Raw genomic sequence first — 15,327 nt, forward strand, 5'->3', positions numbered from 1 at the left:
ATCAGTGACCCATGCCCAATCCGCCGTCAACGGGGATGACGGCTCCAGTGATGTACGAGGCGTCGTCGGACGCGAGGAAGCGCACGGTGGCGGCGATCTCCTCGGCGCGTCCGAAACGCTTCAGCGGCACCTGCCCGAGGACCGACTCACGCTGCTCGTCGCCGAGCACGGCGGTCATGTCGGATTCCACGAACCCGGGCGCCACGACGTTGAAGGTGATGTTGCGGGAGCCGAGCTCCCGCGAGAGGGAGCGCGCGAAGCCCACGAGGCCGGCCTTGGAGGCGGCGTAGTTGGCCTGGCCCGGGTTGCCCATCAGGCCGACGACGGACGAGATCAGCACGACGCGGCCCTTCTTGGCGCGCAGCATGCCGCGGTTGGCGCGCTTGACCACGCGGAAGGCGCCGGTGAGGTTGGTGTCGAGTACGGACGTGAAGTCCTCCTCGGACATGCGCATCAGGAGCTGGTCCTTGGTGATGCCGGCGTTGGCCACCAGCACCTCGACGGGGCCGTGCTTCTCCTCGATCTCCTTGTAGGCCTGCTCCACCTGCTCCGCGTCCGTGATGTCGCAGCGCACGGGCAGCACGCCCAGCGAGGTGAGCTCCTCGGGCGGCTCGCCCGAACGGCATGTGATGGCGACCTTGTCGCCACCGGCGGCAAAGGCGCGCGCGATGGCGGCCCCGATGCCTCGGTTTCCTCCGGTGACGAGAACCGAGCGGTTCAACGGTCCACCTTTCACTAGCGGTGCGGATACCCGGGAAATCTATCGGTTGGCGGGCCGCCGCCGGAGATCGCCCCCCGACAGGGCCGGAAGACCCTCTCTGTCGGGAACCTACAGTTCCGGCCCGTTCGGGCCCGGGCGCGCTGTCGGTGGCTCGTGGTTCACTGCCGGATGCACGATGTTGACTGCCGCATATACGATGCCGTGCCGGAACCGGGGAGTGGCCGCTGTGCACCACGAGGTAGACCAGTCGTTCCTTGAACTGCCGCTGCGTGCGCTGGCGGACGCGGCGCTCGCCCGTGCGCGCTCGCTCGGGGCGGAGCACGCCGATTTCCGCTTCGAGCGCGTGCGCTACGCGTCCTGGCGGCTGCGCGACGCGAGACCGTCGGGCTCCTCCGACACGACCGACCTGGGGTACGCGGTGCGGGTGGTGCACGGCGGGGCCTGGGGTTTCGCCTCGGGCGTCGACCTGTCGCCGGACGCGGCGGCGCGCGTGGCGTCGCAGGCGGTGTCCATGGCGAGGCTGTCCGCGCGGGTGATCGCGGCGGCCGGTTCCGACGAGCGGGTCGAGCTCGCGGACGAGCCGGCGCACGCCGAGCGCACGTGGGTCTCGTCGTACGAGATCGATCCCTTCGAGGTGCCCGCCGAGGAGAAGAGCGGGCTGCTCGCGGAGTGGTCGGCCCGGCTGCTGCGCGCGGACGGCGTCGCGCACGTGGACGCGTCGCTGATGACGGTCCACGAGAACAAGTTTTACGCGGACACGGCGGGCACGGTCACGACGCAGCAGCGCGTCAGGCTACATCCCGCGCTGACGGCCGTCGCCGTCGACGCCGAGAGCGGCGGGTTCGACTCGATGCGCACGCTCGCGCCGCCGGTGGGGCGCGGCTGGGAGTACCTGCGGGGCACCGGCTGGGACTGGGACGGCGAGCTGGAGCGCATCCCCGGGCTGCTCGCGGAGAAGATGCGGGCGCCGAGCGTCAGGGCCGGCCGCTACGACCTGGTGGTCGACCCGTCCAACCTGTGGCTGACGATCCACGAGTCGATCGGTCACGCGACGGAACTCGACCGCGCGCTCGGCTACGAGGCGGCGTACGCGGGCACGTCGTTCGCGACGTTCGACAAGCTGGGCTCGCTGGCGTACGGCTCGCCCGTGATGCACGTGACGGGCGACAGGACGGCCGAACACGGTCTCGCCACGATCGGGTACGACGACGAGGGCGTCGAGGCGCAATCGTGGGACCTCGTCAGGGACGGGACGCTCGTCGGCTACCAGCTGGACCGCAGGATCGCGCGCCTGACCGGCTTCGAGCGGTCCAACGGCTGCGCGTACGCCGACTCCCCCGGCCACGTCCCGGTGCAGCGCATGGCCAACGTCTCGCTGCGGCCGGACGCCGCCGACGTGTCGGCGCAGGACCTGATCGCCGGCGTGGAGGACGGCATCTACGTGGTGGGCGACCGGTCATGGTCGATCGACATGCAGCGCTACAACTTCCAGTTCACCGGGCAGCGCTTCTACCGCATCGAGCACGGCAGACTGGCGGGCCAGCTGCGCGACGTCGCCTACCAGGCCACGACGACCGACTTCTGGGGGTCCATGGAGGCGGTCGGCGGGCCGCGCACGTATGTGCTGGGCGGCGCGTTCAACTGCGGCAAGGCCCAGCCGGGCCAGGTCGCCTCCGTCTCGCACGGCTGCCCCTCCGCCCTGTTCAGGGACGTGAACATCCTCAACACGGCCGAGGAGGGCGGGAGTCAGTGACAGCGGCCTCCCCAGGGGGCGCGACGCTCGTTCCCTATCATCGGAGATGTGCACTATTGGTCTCTTCGAGTTGCATTTCGGCGCATGGGTCACTGAGGGCGACTTGGCCCCGTTAGTGCCCTTATGGAGCCACGCGATTACTGGGACCGCAACGCCGTGCTCGCCGAGGCGTTCTGCGCCTGTGACGAACAAGTACGCCAGGCGCAGGCCGTCCTGGACGAGCGGCAGGTCGAGCGCAGCCGGACGCTCGCCGCCTTCGCCATCACGGTCGGTGACGACGGGACGGTCGCGAACCTGATGGGCCTCGGCGAGCGCGAGGTGCGCCTCGCACGCCGGACCGTCGGCAAGACGGACGCGCGTGACGTGGCCCAGGAACTGCTCACGCGCCCACCGCAGCCGGCGAACCGGGACGGCGCGGAAGTGCCCGCGGCCGCGGCGCCGCAGCACGCGCAGCACGCGCAGGAGACGACCGCGCCGCTGGCGCTCGCGCTGGGCCAGGGCGGCGCGGCGCAGCCCCAGGAACCCGCCGCGGAGCCGGAGGCACAGTCGCCCTCCCCGCTGCCGCACCAGCGCAGGGAGACCCTGCTCCCGACGCCGGCGGCACAAACAGCGCAGGCCGCCCACGAGTTCGACACGGAGAACACGGTGTCGTGGTCGCCGAGCATGGACTCCGTCCTGGTCTGGAGCTGGAGATCCAACCTGGACCTGCACACCGTCGCCGCCGAACTCGGCCTCGATCTGCGGTCGCTGCTCCTGCGCACCCAGACGCTCGCCGAGGAGGGCAAGCTCGGCATGGAGCCGGAGGTCGTCCACGAAAGCCACAGCCACAGTCACGCGGGCGACGACAACCAGCCGGGCAGGCACCGCAGGCACTACGCGGAGGGCTACGCGACGTTCGCCAACACCACGGCGTTCCCCGCCTATTCGTGATTCCGGTCCGGCGGCCTCCCGGTACCGCCGCTGTGCCACGTAGAGTCCACAGTCCGCACACGACGCAGGAGGCCGGGCGATGAGCGCTGTCAGCAAACCGCACGAGATCGTGGAACGCGCCCTCGCCCTGGCCACGTCCGACGGGTGCGTCGTGATCGCCGAGGAGCACTCGTCGGCCAACCTCCGCTGGGCGGGCAACGCGCTCACCACCAACGGGGTCACCCGCGGCAGGTCCCTGACCGTCATCGCCACGGTCGACGGCGCGCAGGGCGCCGCCTCGGGCGTCGTCTCGCGCTCCGCCGTCACCGCCGGCGATCTGGAACCGCTCGTACGGGCGGCCGAGGCGGCGGCACGCGGCGCGGCGCCCGCCGACGACGCCGGCCCCCTGATCGGCGGGGACGAGGCGTCCGACGACTTCGCGGGCGCCCCGGTCCTGACCACGTCCGCCGTCTTCGACGCCTTCGCGCCGCGCCTCGGCGAGTCCTTCGCCCGCGCACGCGCGCAGGGCCGCGAGCTGCACGGCTTCGCGAACCACGAGCTCACGTCGACCTACCTCGGCACGTCCACGGGCGTGCGGCTGCGCCACGACCAGCCGAGCGGCACGCTCGAGATGAACGCCAAGTCCCACGGCGGTACGCGCTCCGCCTGGGCCGGCCGGCCGACCAGGGACTTCACGGACATCGACCCGCTCGCCGTCGACGAGGAGCTGGCACGCCGCCTCGCCTGGGCCGAACGCAAGGTGGAGCTGCCGGCCGGCCGGTACGAGACGCTGCTGCCGCCGACCGCCGTGGCCGACCTGCTGATCTACCAGCTGTGGTCGTCGGCGGCGCGTGACGCGGCGGAGGGCCGCACGGTCTTCTCCAGGCCCGGCGGCGGCACGCGCGTCGGCGAGCGGCTGACCGGCCTGCCGCTCTCGCTGCGCAGCGACCCCGACGAGCCCGGCCTCGAGTGCGCGCCGTTCGTCGTCGCCCACGCGTCGGGCGACGACGTGTCGGTGTTCGACAACGGCCTGCCGCTGACGGCCACGAACTGGATCAGGGACGGCAGGCTCGACCGGCTCGTCACCACGCGCCACAGCGCCGGCCTGACGGGCCTGCCGGTGGCGCCGCCCATCGGGAACCTCGTGCTCGACGGCCTGGGCGAGGGCGTGGGCGAGCGCTCCCTCGACGAGATGGTGGCGTCCACGGAGCGCGGTCTGCTGCTCACGTCGCTGTGGTACATCCGCGAGGTCGACCCCGCGACGCTGCTGCTCACCGGGCTGACCAGGGACGGCGTCTACCTCGTGGAAGGCGGCGAGGTCGTCGGCGAGGTCAACAACTTCCGCTTCAACGAGTCGCCGGTCGGCCTGCTCTCCCGCGTCACGGAGGCCGGGCGTACGGAGCGGACGCTGCCGCGCGAGTGGGGCGACTGGTTCACCCGGGCCGCGATGCCGCCGCTGCGCGTGCCCGACTTCAACATGAGCTCGGTCAGCAAGGGCGTGTGAGGCGGCCGTCTAGAATCGGATGCGAGCCTCCGGACCTTCCCGGGGGCTTTGATCCCCTTCAAGAGGAGACATGAGCACCGTGACGGACATCGTCGACGACCTGCAGTGGCGCGGCCTCCTCGCCGTGTCCACTGACGAGGACGCACTGCGCAAGGCGTTCGCGGACGGTCCCGTCACGGTCTATTGCGGCTTCGACCCGACCGCGCCGAGCATGCACATCGGCAACCTCGTGCAGATCCTCACGGTCAGCCGCCTCCAGCGGGCGGGCCACCGCCCGCTGGCGCTCGTAGGCGGCGCGACGGGGCTGATCGGCGACCCGAAGCCGACGTCGGAGCGCACGCTGAACGCGCCCGAGGTCGTCGCCGACTGGGTCGACCGGTTCAGGCGGCAGCTCCAGCCGTACTTCGCGTTCGAGGGGCCGAACGCGGCGATCGTGGTGAACAACCTCGACTGGACGTCCGGGCTGTCCGCGATCGAGTTCCTGCGGGACGTCGGCAAGTACTTCCGGGTCAACAAGATGATCTCCAAGGAGGCGGTGTCCCGCCGCCTCAACTCCGACCAGGGCATCAGCTACACGGAGTTCAGCTACCAGATCCTCCAGGGCATGGACTTCCTGAAGCTGTACCAGCAGTACGGCTGCACGATGCAGACCGGCGGCAGCGACCAGTGGGGCAACCTCACGGCCGGGATCGACCTGATCCACCGCGTCGAGGGCGAGTCCGTGCACGCCCTGGCGACGCCGCTGCTGACCAAGGCGGACGGCACGAAGTTCGGCAAGACCGAGGGCGGCGCCATCTGGCTCGACCCGGAGATGTACTCGCCGTACGCCTTCTACCAGTTCTGGCTCAACACGGACGACCGGGACATCTCGCGCTTCGCGCGGATCTTCAGCTTCAGGTCGCGTGAGGAGCTGGAGGAGCTGGAGGAGCAGACGCGTGAGCGTCCCCAGGCGCGCGCGGCGCAGCGCGCGCTCGCGGAGGAGCTGACGACGCTGGTGCACGGCGCCGATCAGTGCGCCGCCGTGATCGCCGCGTCGAAGGCGCTGTTCGGCCAGGGCGACCTGGCGGAGCTTGACGAGGCGACGCTGCGGGCCGCGCTGGCCGAGCTGCCGTCGGCGCGGGTCACGGCGGCAGCGACGATCGCGGACCTGTTCACCGAGACCGGTCTCGCGCCGAGCAAGTCGGCCGCACGCCGGACGGTCAAGGAGGGCGGCGCCTACGTGAACAACGCGAAGGCCGCCGACGCCGACGCGGGTGTGGACGCCGCCGATCTGCTGCACGGACGGTGGCTGGTGCTGCGCAGGGGCAAGAGGAACCTGGCCGCCGTCGAGGTCACCGGCGCCTGACAGCGCCTCCGGGAGGGCACCGGGGCGCCCTCTGGGTACGGGCAGACGGGAGCGGGCGGACGCGGGCGGGCGCGGGGCGGTCAGACCCGCTCGCGTCGCCTGCCCCGTACGGATGCCCAGAGCATGTCCCCCACGAAGACGATCAGGATGGCGCCCGCCAGTTGCAGCGCGTGGCGCGTCCAGTCGACCCCGCGGGTGTCGGCGACCCCGAGCCAGCCGGCGGCCGCGTTGCCGAGGATGCTGCCCAGGATGCCGAAGACGACGGTGAGCCACAGCGGGATGCGCTGCTTGCCCGGGATGATCGCCTTGGCGATCAGGCCGAGTACCAGACCCACGACGATGACCCACAACCAGTGCATGGACTCCTCCTCGCGCGGCGCGGGGGCCGCGCATCGCAGAGCCAGTGTGCTGCGGCCGCGGGTGGCCCGCACGCCGGGCGGGCCGTACGTGCGGGAATTTTCCAGGTGAATGGGGGCTCCCCCCTGTCGATGAGCGGGACATCGCGGCGTACCGTGAAGGTGTCAGGACCGGGGCGGGTCCGACCATGAATCGGGTGATGACTGTGATGCGGAAGCGCAACGACAACGGGGTTTTCCGGATCACCGGCGCCCGTGCGGGCCTCCAGGAGGACGTCAGGGCAAGGCAGCGGCGGTACGTCATCTCGATGGGCATCCGCACGGTCGCGGTGATCCTCACGGTGGTCCTGTGGAACGTGGAGCGGCCGATCGCGTTCGTCACGCTGATCGTCGGGCTGCTGCTGCCCTATGTGGCCGTGGTGATCGCGAACGGCGGCCGGGAGAACGCCACGAATCTGCCGTCGACCTTCGTGTCGATGCCGACACGCCCGATGATCACCGACGGCTCGGCGACGCCGGCGCCGACCGCGGGTGAGGACGCCCCTCCCGCGGGGGACGCCGGGGCGCCGGACGATCGGGCCGCCGGACGCCGGTGAGCGCGCCGCCGCGGCTTGTGCGCGCGGCCCGGGCAAGTACTCGCACCAATCGTGGGGTTCGACTCCGGGGGAGCAACACCGCGTGACATACTTGGAAGGCGCTCCGCATCCCCCGTCGGAGCGACGGACCGACGCCGGGCAGCTCCCCCCGTGGCTGCTCGGCGTCGTTTGTCTTTCCCCGCAGGTCTGTCTTTCCCCGCAGGTCCGGCACGGAACCCGCCTCGCTAGGCTGGCGGAGTGACTTCCGCAGACCTTCCCGCACTCGTCTGTTCAGCGAAGGGCTGCACGGCTCCCGCCGTCTGGGTCCTCGCCTGGAACAACCCGAAGCTGCACACGCCTGAGCGGCGCAAGACGTGGCTCGCGTGCGACGAGCACCGGGAGCACCTGTCCTCGTTCCTCGGCGTGCGGGGGTTCCTCAAGGACGTCGTGACGACGGCGGAGTGGGAGGCGCGGCAGCGGGGGGACGCCTCCTGACCCGTCAGCCGCCGATCGCGGACATGGGCCGGGACGGCTGGAGGAACGACGGGTCGTCGAGGCCCGAGCCCGCCTTCTTGCCCCACATCGCGAGCTTCCAGATCCTCGCGATCTCCTCGTCGCCCGCCCCGGAGCGCAGCGCGGCACGCAGGTCGGTCTCCTCGGTGGCGAACAGGCACGTGCGGATCTGGCCGTCGGCCGTGAGGCGCGTACGGTCGCAGGCCGCGCAGAACGGACGGGTCACGGACCCGATGACGCCGACGCGGTGCGGGCCGCCGTCCACGATCCAGCGCTCGGCGGGCGCGGCGCCGCGCGCGCTCTCGTCCTCGGGCGTCAGGGTGAAGCGCGTGCGGAGCGAGGCGAGGATGTCACCCGCGGTGATCATGCCCTCGCGCTTCCAGCCGTGCTGCGCGTCGAGCGGCATCTGCTCGATGAACCGCAGCTCGTAGCCGCGCTCGACGGCCCAGGCGAGCAGGTCGGGCGCCTCGTCGTCGTTGAGCCCCGGCATCAGCACCGTGTTGATCTTGACGGGCGTGAGCCCGGCGTCGTGGGCCGCTTCGAGGCCGGCGAGGACGTCCGCGTGCCGGTCACGGCGCGTGAGGGTCTTGAAGACGTCGGGCCGCAGCGTGTCGAGCGAGACGTTGACCCGGTCGAGGCCCGCGGCCTTCAGCGCGTGCGCCGTCCGCTTCAGCCCGATGCCGTTGGTCGTCAGCGACATCCTCGGCCGCGCGGTGAGCGCGGCGCAGCGCTCCACGACGGAGACGAGACCGGGCCTGAGCAGCGGCTCACCGCCCGTGAAGCGGACCTCCTCGATCCCCAGACGCGACACCGCGACATCGACGAGGCGCACGATCTCGTCGTCGGTGAGCAGGTCGGGCTTGGCCAGCCACTGCAGGCCTTCCTCCGGCATGCAGTACGTGCACCGCAGGTTGCACCGGTCCGTGAGCGAGACCCGCAGGTCGGTCGCGACCCGCCCATACGTGTCGACGAGCACAGTGGGGCCTCCCATATCGCTGTTCCGGCCCTTCGAGCCTACGTCAGAGTGCTGACAGCGGGTGGGGGCAGATTGGTATGAGGGGCGCGTCCGCCGCGTCGTAGGACCCTACGACGCACAGCGGGCGCCCGCTGCGAGCAGGACAGAGGGCGTGGGCGCGGCCGGCCGGCGCCGGTACGCACAGGCGCGGGCAACACTCCCTGCCCGTGGGGCACTTGGTGTGACACACTGCGTCCGGCACGACCGTCAGCGACCGCCGCCGCCCCCGGAGATGCGAGCATGCCGCCCCAGACCAGGATCGACACCAGCAGGCCCCATCCCGCGCGCGTGTACGACTACATGCTGGGCGGCAAGGACCACTACCCGGTGGACCAGGAGCTCGGCGAGCGGCTTCCCGCGTTCCTGCGCACCGCCGCGCGGCAGAACAGGGCCTTCATGCGGCGCGCCGTCGCGCAGGCCGCGCGCTCGGGGATCCGGCAGTTCCTCGACATCGGTACCGGGATACCGACCGAGCCCAACCTGCACCAGATCGCGCAGGGCGTCGACGCGAGAGCCCGCGTCGTCTACGCCGACTACGACCCGATCGTCCTCAGGCATGCCGAGGCGCTGCTCGTGAGCGCGCCCGAGGGAGCGACGGACTACATCCAGGCCGATGTGCGCGAGCCGGACGGGATCCTCGACCACGCCCGTTCGTTCCTCGACTTCCAGCAGCCCGTCGCGCTGTCGCTCATCGCGCTGCTGCACTTCGTCGTCGACGCGGAGGACCCGTACGGCATCGTCGGGACGCTCGTGGCGGCTCTGCCGTCCGGCAGCAGGCTGATCCTGTCCCACGCGAGCCTGGAGCGCTTCCCCGACTCGACCGCCGAGTTGGCCAGTACGTACGCGAGCCGCATCTCCTCGCAGTCCCGCACGCGCGAGGAGGTGGCGCGGTTCTTCGACGGGCTCGACCTCGTGGCGCCGGGCGTCGTGACGGCGCCGGAGTGGCACCAGGACGGCGACGACGCTGCGGCGCCGGAGCCCGAGCAGAGCGCCGTCTACGTGGGCGTCGCCCGCAAACCCTGAACGCGCGTGCGCCAAGCCTGAACGCGCGTGCGCCGAGCCTGAACGCGCGCGCGGTCAGCCCACCCCCGCGGCGCCCAGCAGCGACCCCGCCGCGTACGTGACGGCCATGGCGACCGCGCCCCCTCCCACGTTGCGCAGCAGGGACCTGCCGACCGGTGCGGCGCCGAGGCGTGCGCTGCCCCAGCCCGTCAGGGCCAGCGTGGCGAGCACCGACAGCACCGTCACGACGAGTCGCCACCCCTGCGGCGGCAGTACGACGGCGAGCAGCGGCAGCAGCGCGCCCGCGGTGAAGGCCAGGAAGCTCGCGCCGGCCGCGTGCCACGGGTCGGTGAGCACGTCGGGGTCGATGCCGAGTTCCTCGCTCGCGTGCGCCCTGAGCGCGTCGCGCCTGGTGAGCTGCTCGGCCGCCTCGCGCGCCACGTCGTCGGACAGCCCGCGCTCCCTCAGCAGCCCCGTGAGCTCGGCGAGTTCCTCCTCGGGCTGCTCGCGCAGTTCGCGACGCTCGACCGCAAGTGCGGCCTTCTGCGAGTCGCGCTGCGTGGAGACCGACACGTACTCCCCCGCCGCCATCGACATGGATCCCGCGAGCAGTCCCGCGAGGCCCGCCGTCAGCAGCGCCGCGCGCTGCGGGGTCGCGCCGGCGACGCCCACCACGAGGCCGGCCGTCGAGACGATGCCGTCGTTGGCGCCGAGCACCGCGGCCCGCAACCAGTTGAGCCGCGAGCTCAACCCCGCACCGTGCGGCTCGTCGTGCGCCGCCTTCGTGTTCGTCACTGCGGGAGCGTCTCATTCGGCGGGCCCGTCGCGGCGCACCGGGCGCGGTGCGCCCGGCGGGCGGCCTCCGGGCTGTCAGTCCGGGCCCGTATCCTCTGTGACCATGCTCGACGACCGCACGACAGCAGCGCCATGGCCGGCCGCGTACCCGAGGGGTTACGCGGTCGTCGACGTGGAGACCACCGGCCTCGCACGGGACGACCGGATCATCTCCGCCGCTGTCTACCGCCTCGACGCGCTCGGCGAGGTGGAGGACCACTGGTACACGCTCGTCAACCCGGAGCGCGATCCGGGACCCGTCTGGATACACGGCCTGACGAGTGATGTGCTGGAGTCCGCGCCGCTCTTCCGCGACGTGGCCGTGGAGTTCGCGGCCCGACTCGACGGGCGCGTGCTCGTCGCGCACAACGCGGTCTTCGACTGGTCGATGATCGCCAGGGAGTACGCGCGTGCCGAGCTCACCGCGCCCACCCGGCAGCGGCTGTGCACCATCGCGCTCTCCAAGGAGCTGGGGCTCCCGCTGCCCAACCACAAACTGGAGTCGCTCGCCGCGCACTTCGGCGTCGTCCAGCGCCACGCGCACCACGCGCTCGACGACGCGCGCGTGCTGGCCGAGGCGTTCCGGCCGAGCCTGCACGCGGCGGCCCGCGACGGGGTGCGCCTGCCGCTGCTCGAGTGCCGCCCGCTGACGGAGTGGGCGCAGAGCCCGTCGCGCCCGCGCGTCGGTTACCGCCCCACGGGCCAGGCCGCGGGCCACGCCTACGGGCCCGGCAGTTGGCGGCCCTCGCGCAAGCGGCCGCCGTGCCCCTTCCCCAACCCGGGGCGGTACGAGGCGGGAGGGGCACTGGCGCAGGGCATGCGCGTGGCGTTCTCCGGTGACACGTCCGTCGACCGGGAGTTGCTCGAGGACCGTGCCGTGGAGGCCGGGCTGCACGTGGCGTCGAGCGTCTCTCGGCTCACGAGCCTGCTCGTCACCAACGACCCGGGGGCGGCCACGTCGAAGGTCGTCAAGGCCGCTGCGCACGGCACGCCCGTGGTGGACGAGGCCGCGTTCTGCCAGTTGCTGCAGTCCGTCGAACCCGCGCCCGCTGCGCCGCGGCCGGTCGCCGCCGTACCGCCGCCCGCGCCGGCCCCTGCCGCCGAGGCGGCGCCGCGCGAGATGACGCTCTGGGAGCCCGCGCCGTCGGAGTGAGCGGGCGCGCCGTCACGGGCCGCCCGCGCGCGTGGTAACGATGTCGTCATGGATCTGGGACTGAAGGACCGCGTGTACGTCGTCACGGGCGGCACGCGAGGGCTCGGCAGGGCCGCGGCGCAGGCGCTCGCGGCCGACGGCGCGAAGGTGGTCGTCTCCGGCCGGGACGGCAAGGGCGTCGCGGAGGCCGCGGCGGAGCTGGGTGCCGGCGCGCTGGGTGTCGCGGCGGACAACGCCGACCCGGCGACAGCACAGCGGCTGGTGCATGCCGCGAAGGAACGGCTCGGCGGGTTCGACGGGGTGCTCATCAGCGTGGGCGGCCCGCCGCCCGGTTCGGCCGCGGACAACACCGACGAGCAGTGGCAGGCGTCGTTCGAGTCGGTCTTCCTCGGGGCGGTGCGCATGGCGCGCACCGCGGCGGAGGAGCTCGGCGAGGGCGGCGTGATCGGTTTCGTCCTGTCCAGCTCCGTCTACGAGCCCGTCCCGGGCCTCACGATCTCCAACGGACTCAGGCCGGGGCTCGCCGGGTTCGCCAAGTCGCTGGCGAACGAGGTCGGGCCGCGCGGGATCCGGGTGGTGGGCCTGCTGCCCTCGCGGATCGACACGGACCGGGTGCGGGAGCTGGACGCGCTGAGCGGCGACGCGGAGGCGACGCGCGCGGCGCAGGCGTCGCGCATCCCGCTGGGCCGGTACGGGACGCCGGAGGAGTTCGGCAGGGTGGCGGCGTTCCTGCTGTCGCCCGCCGCGTCGTACCTGACGGGCATGATGGTCCCGGTGGACGGCGGCGCCCGGCGGAGCTTCTGACGCCCCGTCGCGCGTCGCGCCTCACGGCACGTCAGCGGACGCGTTCCGCGCCGTGCCGCGCCGCGCGGAGGCGGATCTCGGCGGGCAGCGCGTCGAGACCCGCCGAGTCGCGCGCGTGCGCGAGCGCCTCGTCCGCCACCCGCGCGACCGTACGCTCGGGCGACGCGTGCGGTTCGAGCAGCACCCGCATCCGCGCGGCGGGCGCCCGCCGCCTGCGTCCCGTCAGCCGCGCACGCGCGCGTGCCACGCCTTCGTGCGCCTCGGTCTCACGCTCCAGCATCTCCTCCAGCGCGCGCCCGCGTACCCGGGCGCCCTCACCGTCACCGCTGTCCACCAGCACCTCGGACAGCCGGGCCCGGCGCAGCTGGGACAGCAGCCACCACAGGCCGAGGACGAAGAGGACCGCGAGGCCCGCGATCACCACGGGCCACCACCAGCCCTCGCCGCCCCAGCGGTGGAGGTCGTCGCGGCTGAGCAGGACGTCGTGCGGGCCGCTGTAGGGCCACCAGGTCGGCACGGACAGCTTCGTGCCGACCGCCAGCACCACGCCGCCCGCGCAGAGCAGCACAAGACCTGCCAGGCCGAGCAGCAGCCGGTTCACGAGCCGCAGCAGCCGGAACATGCGCCGTCACCCATCCCTTCGTCGCCCACCCGTCCTTCTCCGCCCATCGGTCCTTCTTCGCCCCTCAGTCCTTCTTCTTCGGCCTGCGTACCCGGACCGCGACCGAGGGGGCCTTGGCCACTCCGAGGTCGCGGACGCCGTCGGCGAGTGCCGCCCTCAGGTCGGAGCGCACGTCGTCCAGCGGGCGGAAGTGCGACCGTGCACGTGCCTTGACCTTGTGCCGCTTCGTCCGCACCCGCACGGACTGCACGCCGGACACCTCCATGGCCCTGTCGCGCAGCACCAGCGCGGCCGCGTCCCTGTCGAGGCCCGCGCGCACGCCGGGCACGTGGCGGCGCATCGGCAGCACCGCGCGCAGGCCTGGCGTGGCGGCCAGCCAGATCAGCCACAGGCCCACGGCCATCGCCGCGGCGGAGCCGGCCATGACCCAGACGCCGTCGAGGTGCTGCCCCTCCAGGGCACGCGTGAGCCACCGGCGCCAGTACATCTCAGCACCGCCCGCACGCACCGAGACCACGTCGTACAGGAAGAGGCCCGAGACGCCGAGCACCACCGCGGCGACGATCGCCGCCGGGACGCGCCGGGACGACCAGAACCGTCCCGCCCTCCGGTGCTCGTAGGCGCCCTGGTGGGCGCCGCCGTCCTCCCGATGGCCTCCGGGCACGGTCGGCAGCGTCTCCGTGGGATGCTCCCCGCTCATCGCGGCCCCCCGCCCGCCGTGGCGCGCGAGTGCGGCGAGTGCAGCCGCTCGACCCGGACGTCCACCTCGGGGACCCGCATTCCCGCCAGGCGGTTCACGCGTTCCGCGACGCGGCGGCGGACCGCGCCGCACTGCGCCCCGATGTCGGACGGGTAGTCGAGTTCGACGCCGACGCGCACGCGCGCGTTGTTCTTGTGCACACTGACCACCGCGTGCGGTGCGTCGCCGCCTTCCGGGACGCCGTGGAAGAGCGCCTCGCGCGCCGCCTGCGCCGCGATCTTCGCGACGACCCGGTCGGCGATCGTGACCGAGCCGCGCTCCGCCGGCGCGACGTCGAGCGGCGCGGGCGCCGTGTGGACCGTCGTCACCGCGCCGTCACCGCCGCAGGTCGTCGCGGTCGCTGCTGCCGCGGCCGTCGCGGCCGTCGCGGCTGCGGAAGAAGTCGCCGGGCTCCATGTCGCCGTCGGCGAACCGGCCGGCGAGGAAGCCGATCGCGCCGAGCACGGCCACCACGACGAACGCGCCGAAGCCGCCGAAATACCCGGCGAACCCCAGTGCCATGCCAGCCGCGAGGCCCGCCACCGCCATGCTCATCACGTACTCCGCTCCCTGTCGCTGTGGTTGTTTCGCGGGCCGTTCACCGGCCGCTCGCTACTGGAGCCGCGAGTCCTGGTCCTCGTCGTCGTCCTCGTCCGGCAGCTTCACGTCACTGACGGCGATGTTGACCTCGACGACCTCGAGTCCCGTCATCCGCTCGACGGCGTTGACGACGTTCTCCCGTACGTCGCGCGCGACATCGGCGATCGGGACGCCGTAGTCGACGACGATCTCCAGGTCCAGCGCGGTCTGCACCTCGCCGACCTCGGCCTTGACCCCCCTGGTGACCGACTTGCTGCCGCCGCCGGGCACGCGCTCGCGCATGGCGCCGAAGGCCCGCGAGGCCCCGCTGCCCATGGCGTGCACGCCGACGACGTCGCGGGCCGCGAGCCCGGCGATCTTCTCGACCACACCGTCGGCGATGCTCGTACGGCCGCGGGAGGCGGGATCGCCCGGCCCGCGCTTTCCGGATGCCCCTGAGGACCCGGACGACTGCGAGGACGACGGTGACGAGCCGGAGCCGCCGGAGCCGGCGCCGGAGCCGGTCGAGCCGAACTGGTCACGTGGAGTGGTGTCAGGCATAGCGATTCGTCCCTTCCCGAGCGATTTCACCCTCTCGCCCTCACATTAGGTGCGCTTGCCGTATGGCGCGCTGTGTATGCGGCAGGCTGGGCCGATGACGACTGCGCACAGCACGCACGGCACGGGCGGCACGGGCGGCACGGGCGGCACCGAGGGGTGGCAGGCGGGGGTCAGGCGGCGGCTGGGGCTCGGCAGGCTGCTGCCGCTCGGCGCCGCCGAGGACGGCGCATGGCTCGCGGAGAGCGCGGCCGTGGGGGCGCTGCGATCGGCGGTGGGGGCGGAGGCCGGCCTCGGGCGGATCCGGGTCGGCCTCGTGGACGCCGCCGGGACGCACGCCCCGGC

At 72.8% G+C, this 15,327-nt stretch carries 18 protein-coding genes and 1 pseudogene; 10 read left to right on the plus strand and 9 right to left on the minus strand.

All coding sequences use genetic code 11. The features are described from left to right. Position 1: 1 nt before the first annotated feature. Entirely contained in the window at positions 2-721 is a 720-nt protein-coding gene (fabG, locus tag JFN87_RS15085) for a 3-oxoacyl-[acyl-carrier-protein] reductase (RefSeq protein ID WP_209340558.1), read from the minus strand. A gap of 226 nt (positions 722-947) precedes the next feature. On the opposite strand from fabG, the gene JFN87_RS15090 reads away from it, so the two are divergent. The 4 genes from JFN87_RS15090 (at position 948) to tyrS (ending at position 6,232) form a co-directional block, all read left to right on the plus strand. Next, complete coding sequence (locus JFN87_RS15090) at positions 948-2,474, plus strand: TldD/PmbA family protein (RefSeq protein ID WP_209340559.1); 1,527 nt, start codon at positions 948-950, stop codon at positions 2,472-2,474. Between the two features lie 123 nt (positions 2,475-2,597). After that, positions 2,598-3,404, plus strand: a complete 807-nt coding sequence (locus JFN87_RS15095; protein ID WP_245179753.1) for a hypothetical protein — start codon at positions 2,598-2,600, stop codon at positions 3,402-3,404. A 79-nt stretch (positions 3,405-3,483) separates the two neighbouring features. Then, positions 3,484-4,887, plus strand: a complete 1,404-nt coding sequence (locus JFN87_RS15100; protein ID WP_209340560.1) for a metallopeptidase TldD-related protein — start codon at positions 3,484-3,486, stop codon at positions 4,885-4,887. 79 nt (positions 4,888-4,966) lie between these two features. Then, on the plus strand, positions 4,967-6,232 hold the full coding sequence (gene tyrS, locus JFN87_RS15105) for a tyrosine--tRNA ligase (protein WP_209340575.1): 1,266 nt from the start codon (positions 4,967-4,969) through the stop codon (positions 6,230-6,232). A gap of 80 nt (positions 6,233-6,312) precedes the next feature. On the opposite strand, the gene JFN87_RS15110 is transcribed toward tyrS, so the two are convergent. Then, positions 6,313-6,591, minus strand: a complete 279-nt coding sequence (locus tag JFN87_RS15110; RefSeq protein ID WP_209340561.1) for a GlsB/YeaQ/YmgE family stress response membrane protein — start codon at positions 6,589-6,591, stop codon at positions 6,313-6,315. Positions 6,592-6,797: 206 nt separating this feature from the next. Between JFN87_RS15110 and JFN87_RS15115 the strand changes: the two genes are divergently transcribed. Together JFN87_RS15115 and JFN87_RS15120 are read left to right on the plus strand one after the other, a co-directional pair. Continuing rightward, positions 6,798-7,184: a DUF3099 domain-containing protein gene (locus JFN87_RS15115; protein ID WP_209340576.1), complete on the plus strand. Its 387-nt coding sequence runs from the start codon at positions 6,798-6,800 to the stop codon at positions 7,182-7,184. Positions 7,185-7,421: 237 nt separating this feature from the next. Next, a complete protein-coding gene (locus tag JFN87_RS15120; RefSeq protein ID WP_209340562.1) occupies positions 7,422-7,658 on the plus strand; it encodes a hypothetical protein in 237 nt (78 codons plus the stop codon). A gap of 4 nt (positions 7,659-7,662) precedes the next feature. On the opposite strand, the gene moaA is transcribed toward JFN87_RS15120, so the two are convergent. Beyond that, positions 7,663-8,652: a GTP 3',8-cyclase MoaA gene (gene moaA, locus JFN87_RS15125; protein WP_307865460.1), complete on the minus strand. Its 990-nt coding sequence runs from the start codon at positions 8,650-8,652 to the stop codon at positions 7,663-7,665. 279 nt (positions 8,653-8,931) lie between these two features. Between moaA and JFN87_RS15130 the strand changes: the two genes are divergently transcribed. After that, the gene (locus tag JFN87_RS15130) at positions 8,932-9,714 is read left to right on the plus strand and encodes an SAM-dependent methyltransferase (protein ID WP_209340564.1); all 783 of its coding nucleotides are present in this window, start codon (positions 8,932-8,934) and stop codon (positions 9,712-9,714) included. A 54-nt stretch (positions 9,715-9,768) separates the two neighbouring features. On the opposite strand, the gene JFN87_RS15135 is transcribed toward JFN87_RS15130, so the two are convergent. After that, positions 9,769-10,488, minus strand: coding sequence for a VIT1/CCC1 transporter family protein (locus JFN87_RS15135; protein WP_209340565.1), 720 nt, complete (start codon positions 10,486-10,488; stop codon positions 9,769-9,771). 103 nt (positions 10,489-10,591) lie between these two features. Between JFN87_RS15135 and JFN87_RS15140 the strand changes: the two genes are divergently transcribed. Continuing rightward, positions 10,592-11,680 carry a DEDDh family exonuclease gene (locus tag JFN87_RS15140; protein WP_209340566.1) on the plus strand — a complete coding sequence of 363 codons (1,089 nt, stop codon included), beginning with the start codon at positions 10,592-10,594 and terminating at the stop codon, positions 11,678-11,680. A gap of 48 nt (positions 11,681-11,728) precedes the next feature. Then, complete coding sequence (locus tag JFN87_RS15145; protein ID WP_209340567.1) at positions 11,729-12,484, plus strand: SDR family oxidoreductase; 756 nt, start codon at positions 11,729-11,731, stop codon at positions 12,482-12,484. Positions 12,485-12,515: 31 nt separating this feature from the next. Here the strand turns inward: JFN87_RS15145 and amaP are convergent, their stop codons facing one another. From amaP to JFN87_RS15170, 5 genes are all read right to left on the minus strand, one after another. After that, the gene (gene amaP / locus JFN87_RS15150; protein WP_209340568.1) at positions 12,516-13,106 is read right to left on the minus strand and encodes an alkaline shock response membrane anchor protein AmaP; all 591 of its coding nucleotides are present in this window, start codon (positions 13,104-13,106) and stop codon (positions 12,516-12,518) included. A gap of 64 nt (positions 13,107-13,170) precedes the next feature. Further along, positions 13,171-13,806, minus strand: a complete 636-nt coding sequence (locus JFN87_RS15155; protein WP_209340569.1) for a DUF6286 domain-containing protein — start codon at positions 13,804-13,806, stop codon at positions 13,171-13,173. After that, positions 13,803-14,174 carry an Asp23/Gls24 family envelope stress response protein gene (locus tag JFN87_RS15160; protein ID WP_209340570.1) on the minus strand — a complete coding sequence of 124 codons (372 nt, stop codon included), beginning with the start codon at positions 14,172-14,174 and terminating at the stop codon, positions 13,803-13,805. Before JFN87_RS15160 ends, JFN87_RS15155 begins: the two co-directional genes overlap by 4 nt. A 7-nt stretch (positions 14,175-14,181) precedes the next feature. Beyond that, on the minus strand, positions 14,182-14,400 hold the full coding sequence (locus JFN87_RS15165) for a hypothetical protein (RefSeq protein ID WP_209340571.1): 219 nt from the start codon (positions 14,398-14,400) through the stop codon (positions 14,182-14,184). Between the two features lie 57 nt (positions 14,401-14,457). Next, a complete protein-coding gene (locus tag JFN87_RS15170) occupies positions 14,458-14,985 on the minus strand; it encodes an Asp23/Gls24 family envelope stress response protein (protein WP_209340572.1) in 528 nt (175 codons plus the stop codon). Positions 14,986-15,079: 94 nt separating this feature from the next. On the opposite strand from JFN87_RS15170, the pseudogene JFN87_RS15175 reads away from it, so the two are divergent. Next, positions 15,080-15,327: pseudogene (locus JFN87_RS15175) on the plus strand (hypothetical protein); the annotation flags it as partial.

Source organism: Streptomyces montanisoli (assembly GCF_017813245.1).
Lineage (GTDB): Bacteria > Actinomycetota > Actinomycetes > Streptomycetales > Streptomycetaceae > Streptomyces > Streptomyces montanisoli.

Coding starts and splice junctions, on each gene's coding strand:
- JFN87_RS15095 (WP_245179753.1), top strand. CDS start 2,598: ATGGAGCCACGCGATTACTGGGACCGCAACGCCGTGCTCGCCGAGGCG.
- JFN87_RS15100 (WP_209340560.1), top strand. CDS start 3,484: ATGAGCGCTGTCAGCAAACCGCACGAGATCGTGGAACGCGCCCTCGCC.
- JFN87_RS15110 (WP_209340561.1), bottom strand. CDS start 6,591: ATGCACTGGTTGTGGGTCATCGTCGTGGGTCTGGTACTCGGCCTGATC.
- JFN87_RS15115 (WP_209340576.1), top strand. CDS start 6,798: ATGCGGAAGCGCAACGACAACGGGGTTTTCCGGATCACCGGCGCCCGT.
- JFN87_RS15130 (WP_209340564.1), top strand. CDS start 8,932: ATGCCGCCCCAGACCAGGATCGACACCAGCAGGCCCCATCCCGCGCGC.
- JFN87_RS15140 (WP_209340566.1), top strand. CDS start 10,592: ATGCTCGACGACCGCACGACAGCAGCGCCATGGCCGGCCGCGTACCCG.
- JFN87_RS15145 (WP_209340567.1), top strand. CDS start 11,729: ATGGATCTGGGACTGAAGGACCGCGTGTACGTCGTCACGGGCGGCACG.
- amaP (WP_209340568.1), bottom strand. CDS start 13,106: ATGTTCCGGCTGCTGCGGCTCGTGAACCGGCTGCTGCTCGGCCTGGCA.
- JFN87_RS15155 (WP_209340569.1), bottom strand. CDS start 13,806: ATGAGCGGGGAGCATCCCACGGAGACGCTGCCGACCGTGCCCGGAGGC.
- JFN87_RS15165 (WP_209340571.1), bottom strand. CDS start 14,400: ATGAGCATGGCGGTGGCGGGCCTCGCGGCTGGCATGGCACTGGGGTTC.
- JFN87_RS15170 (WP_209340572.1), bottom strand. CDS start 14,985: ATGCCTGACACCACTCCACGTGACCAGTTCGGCTCGACCGGCTCCGGC.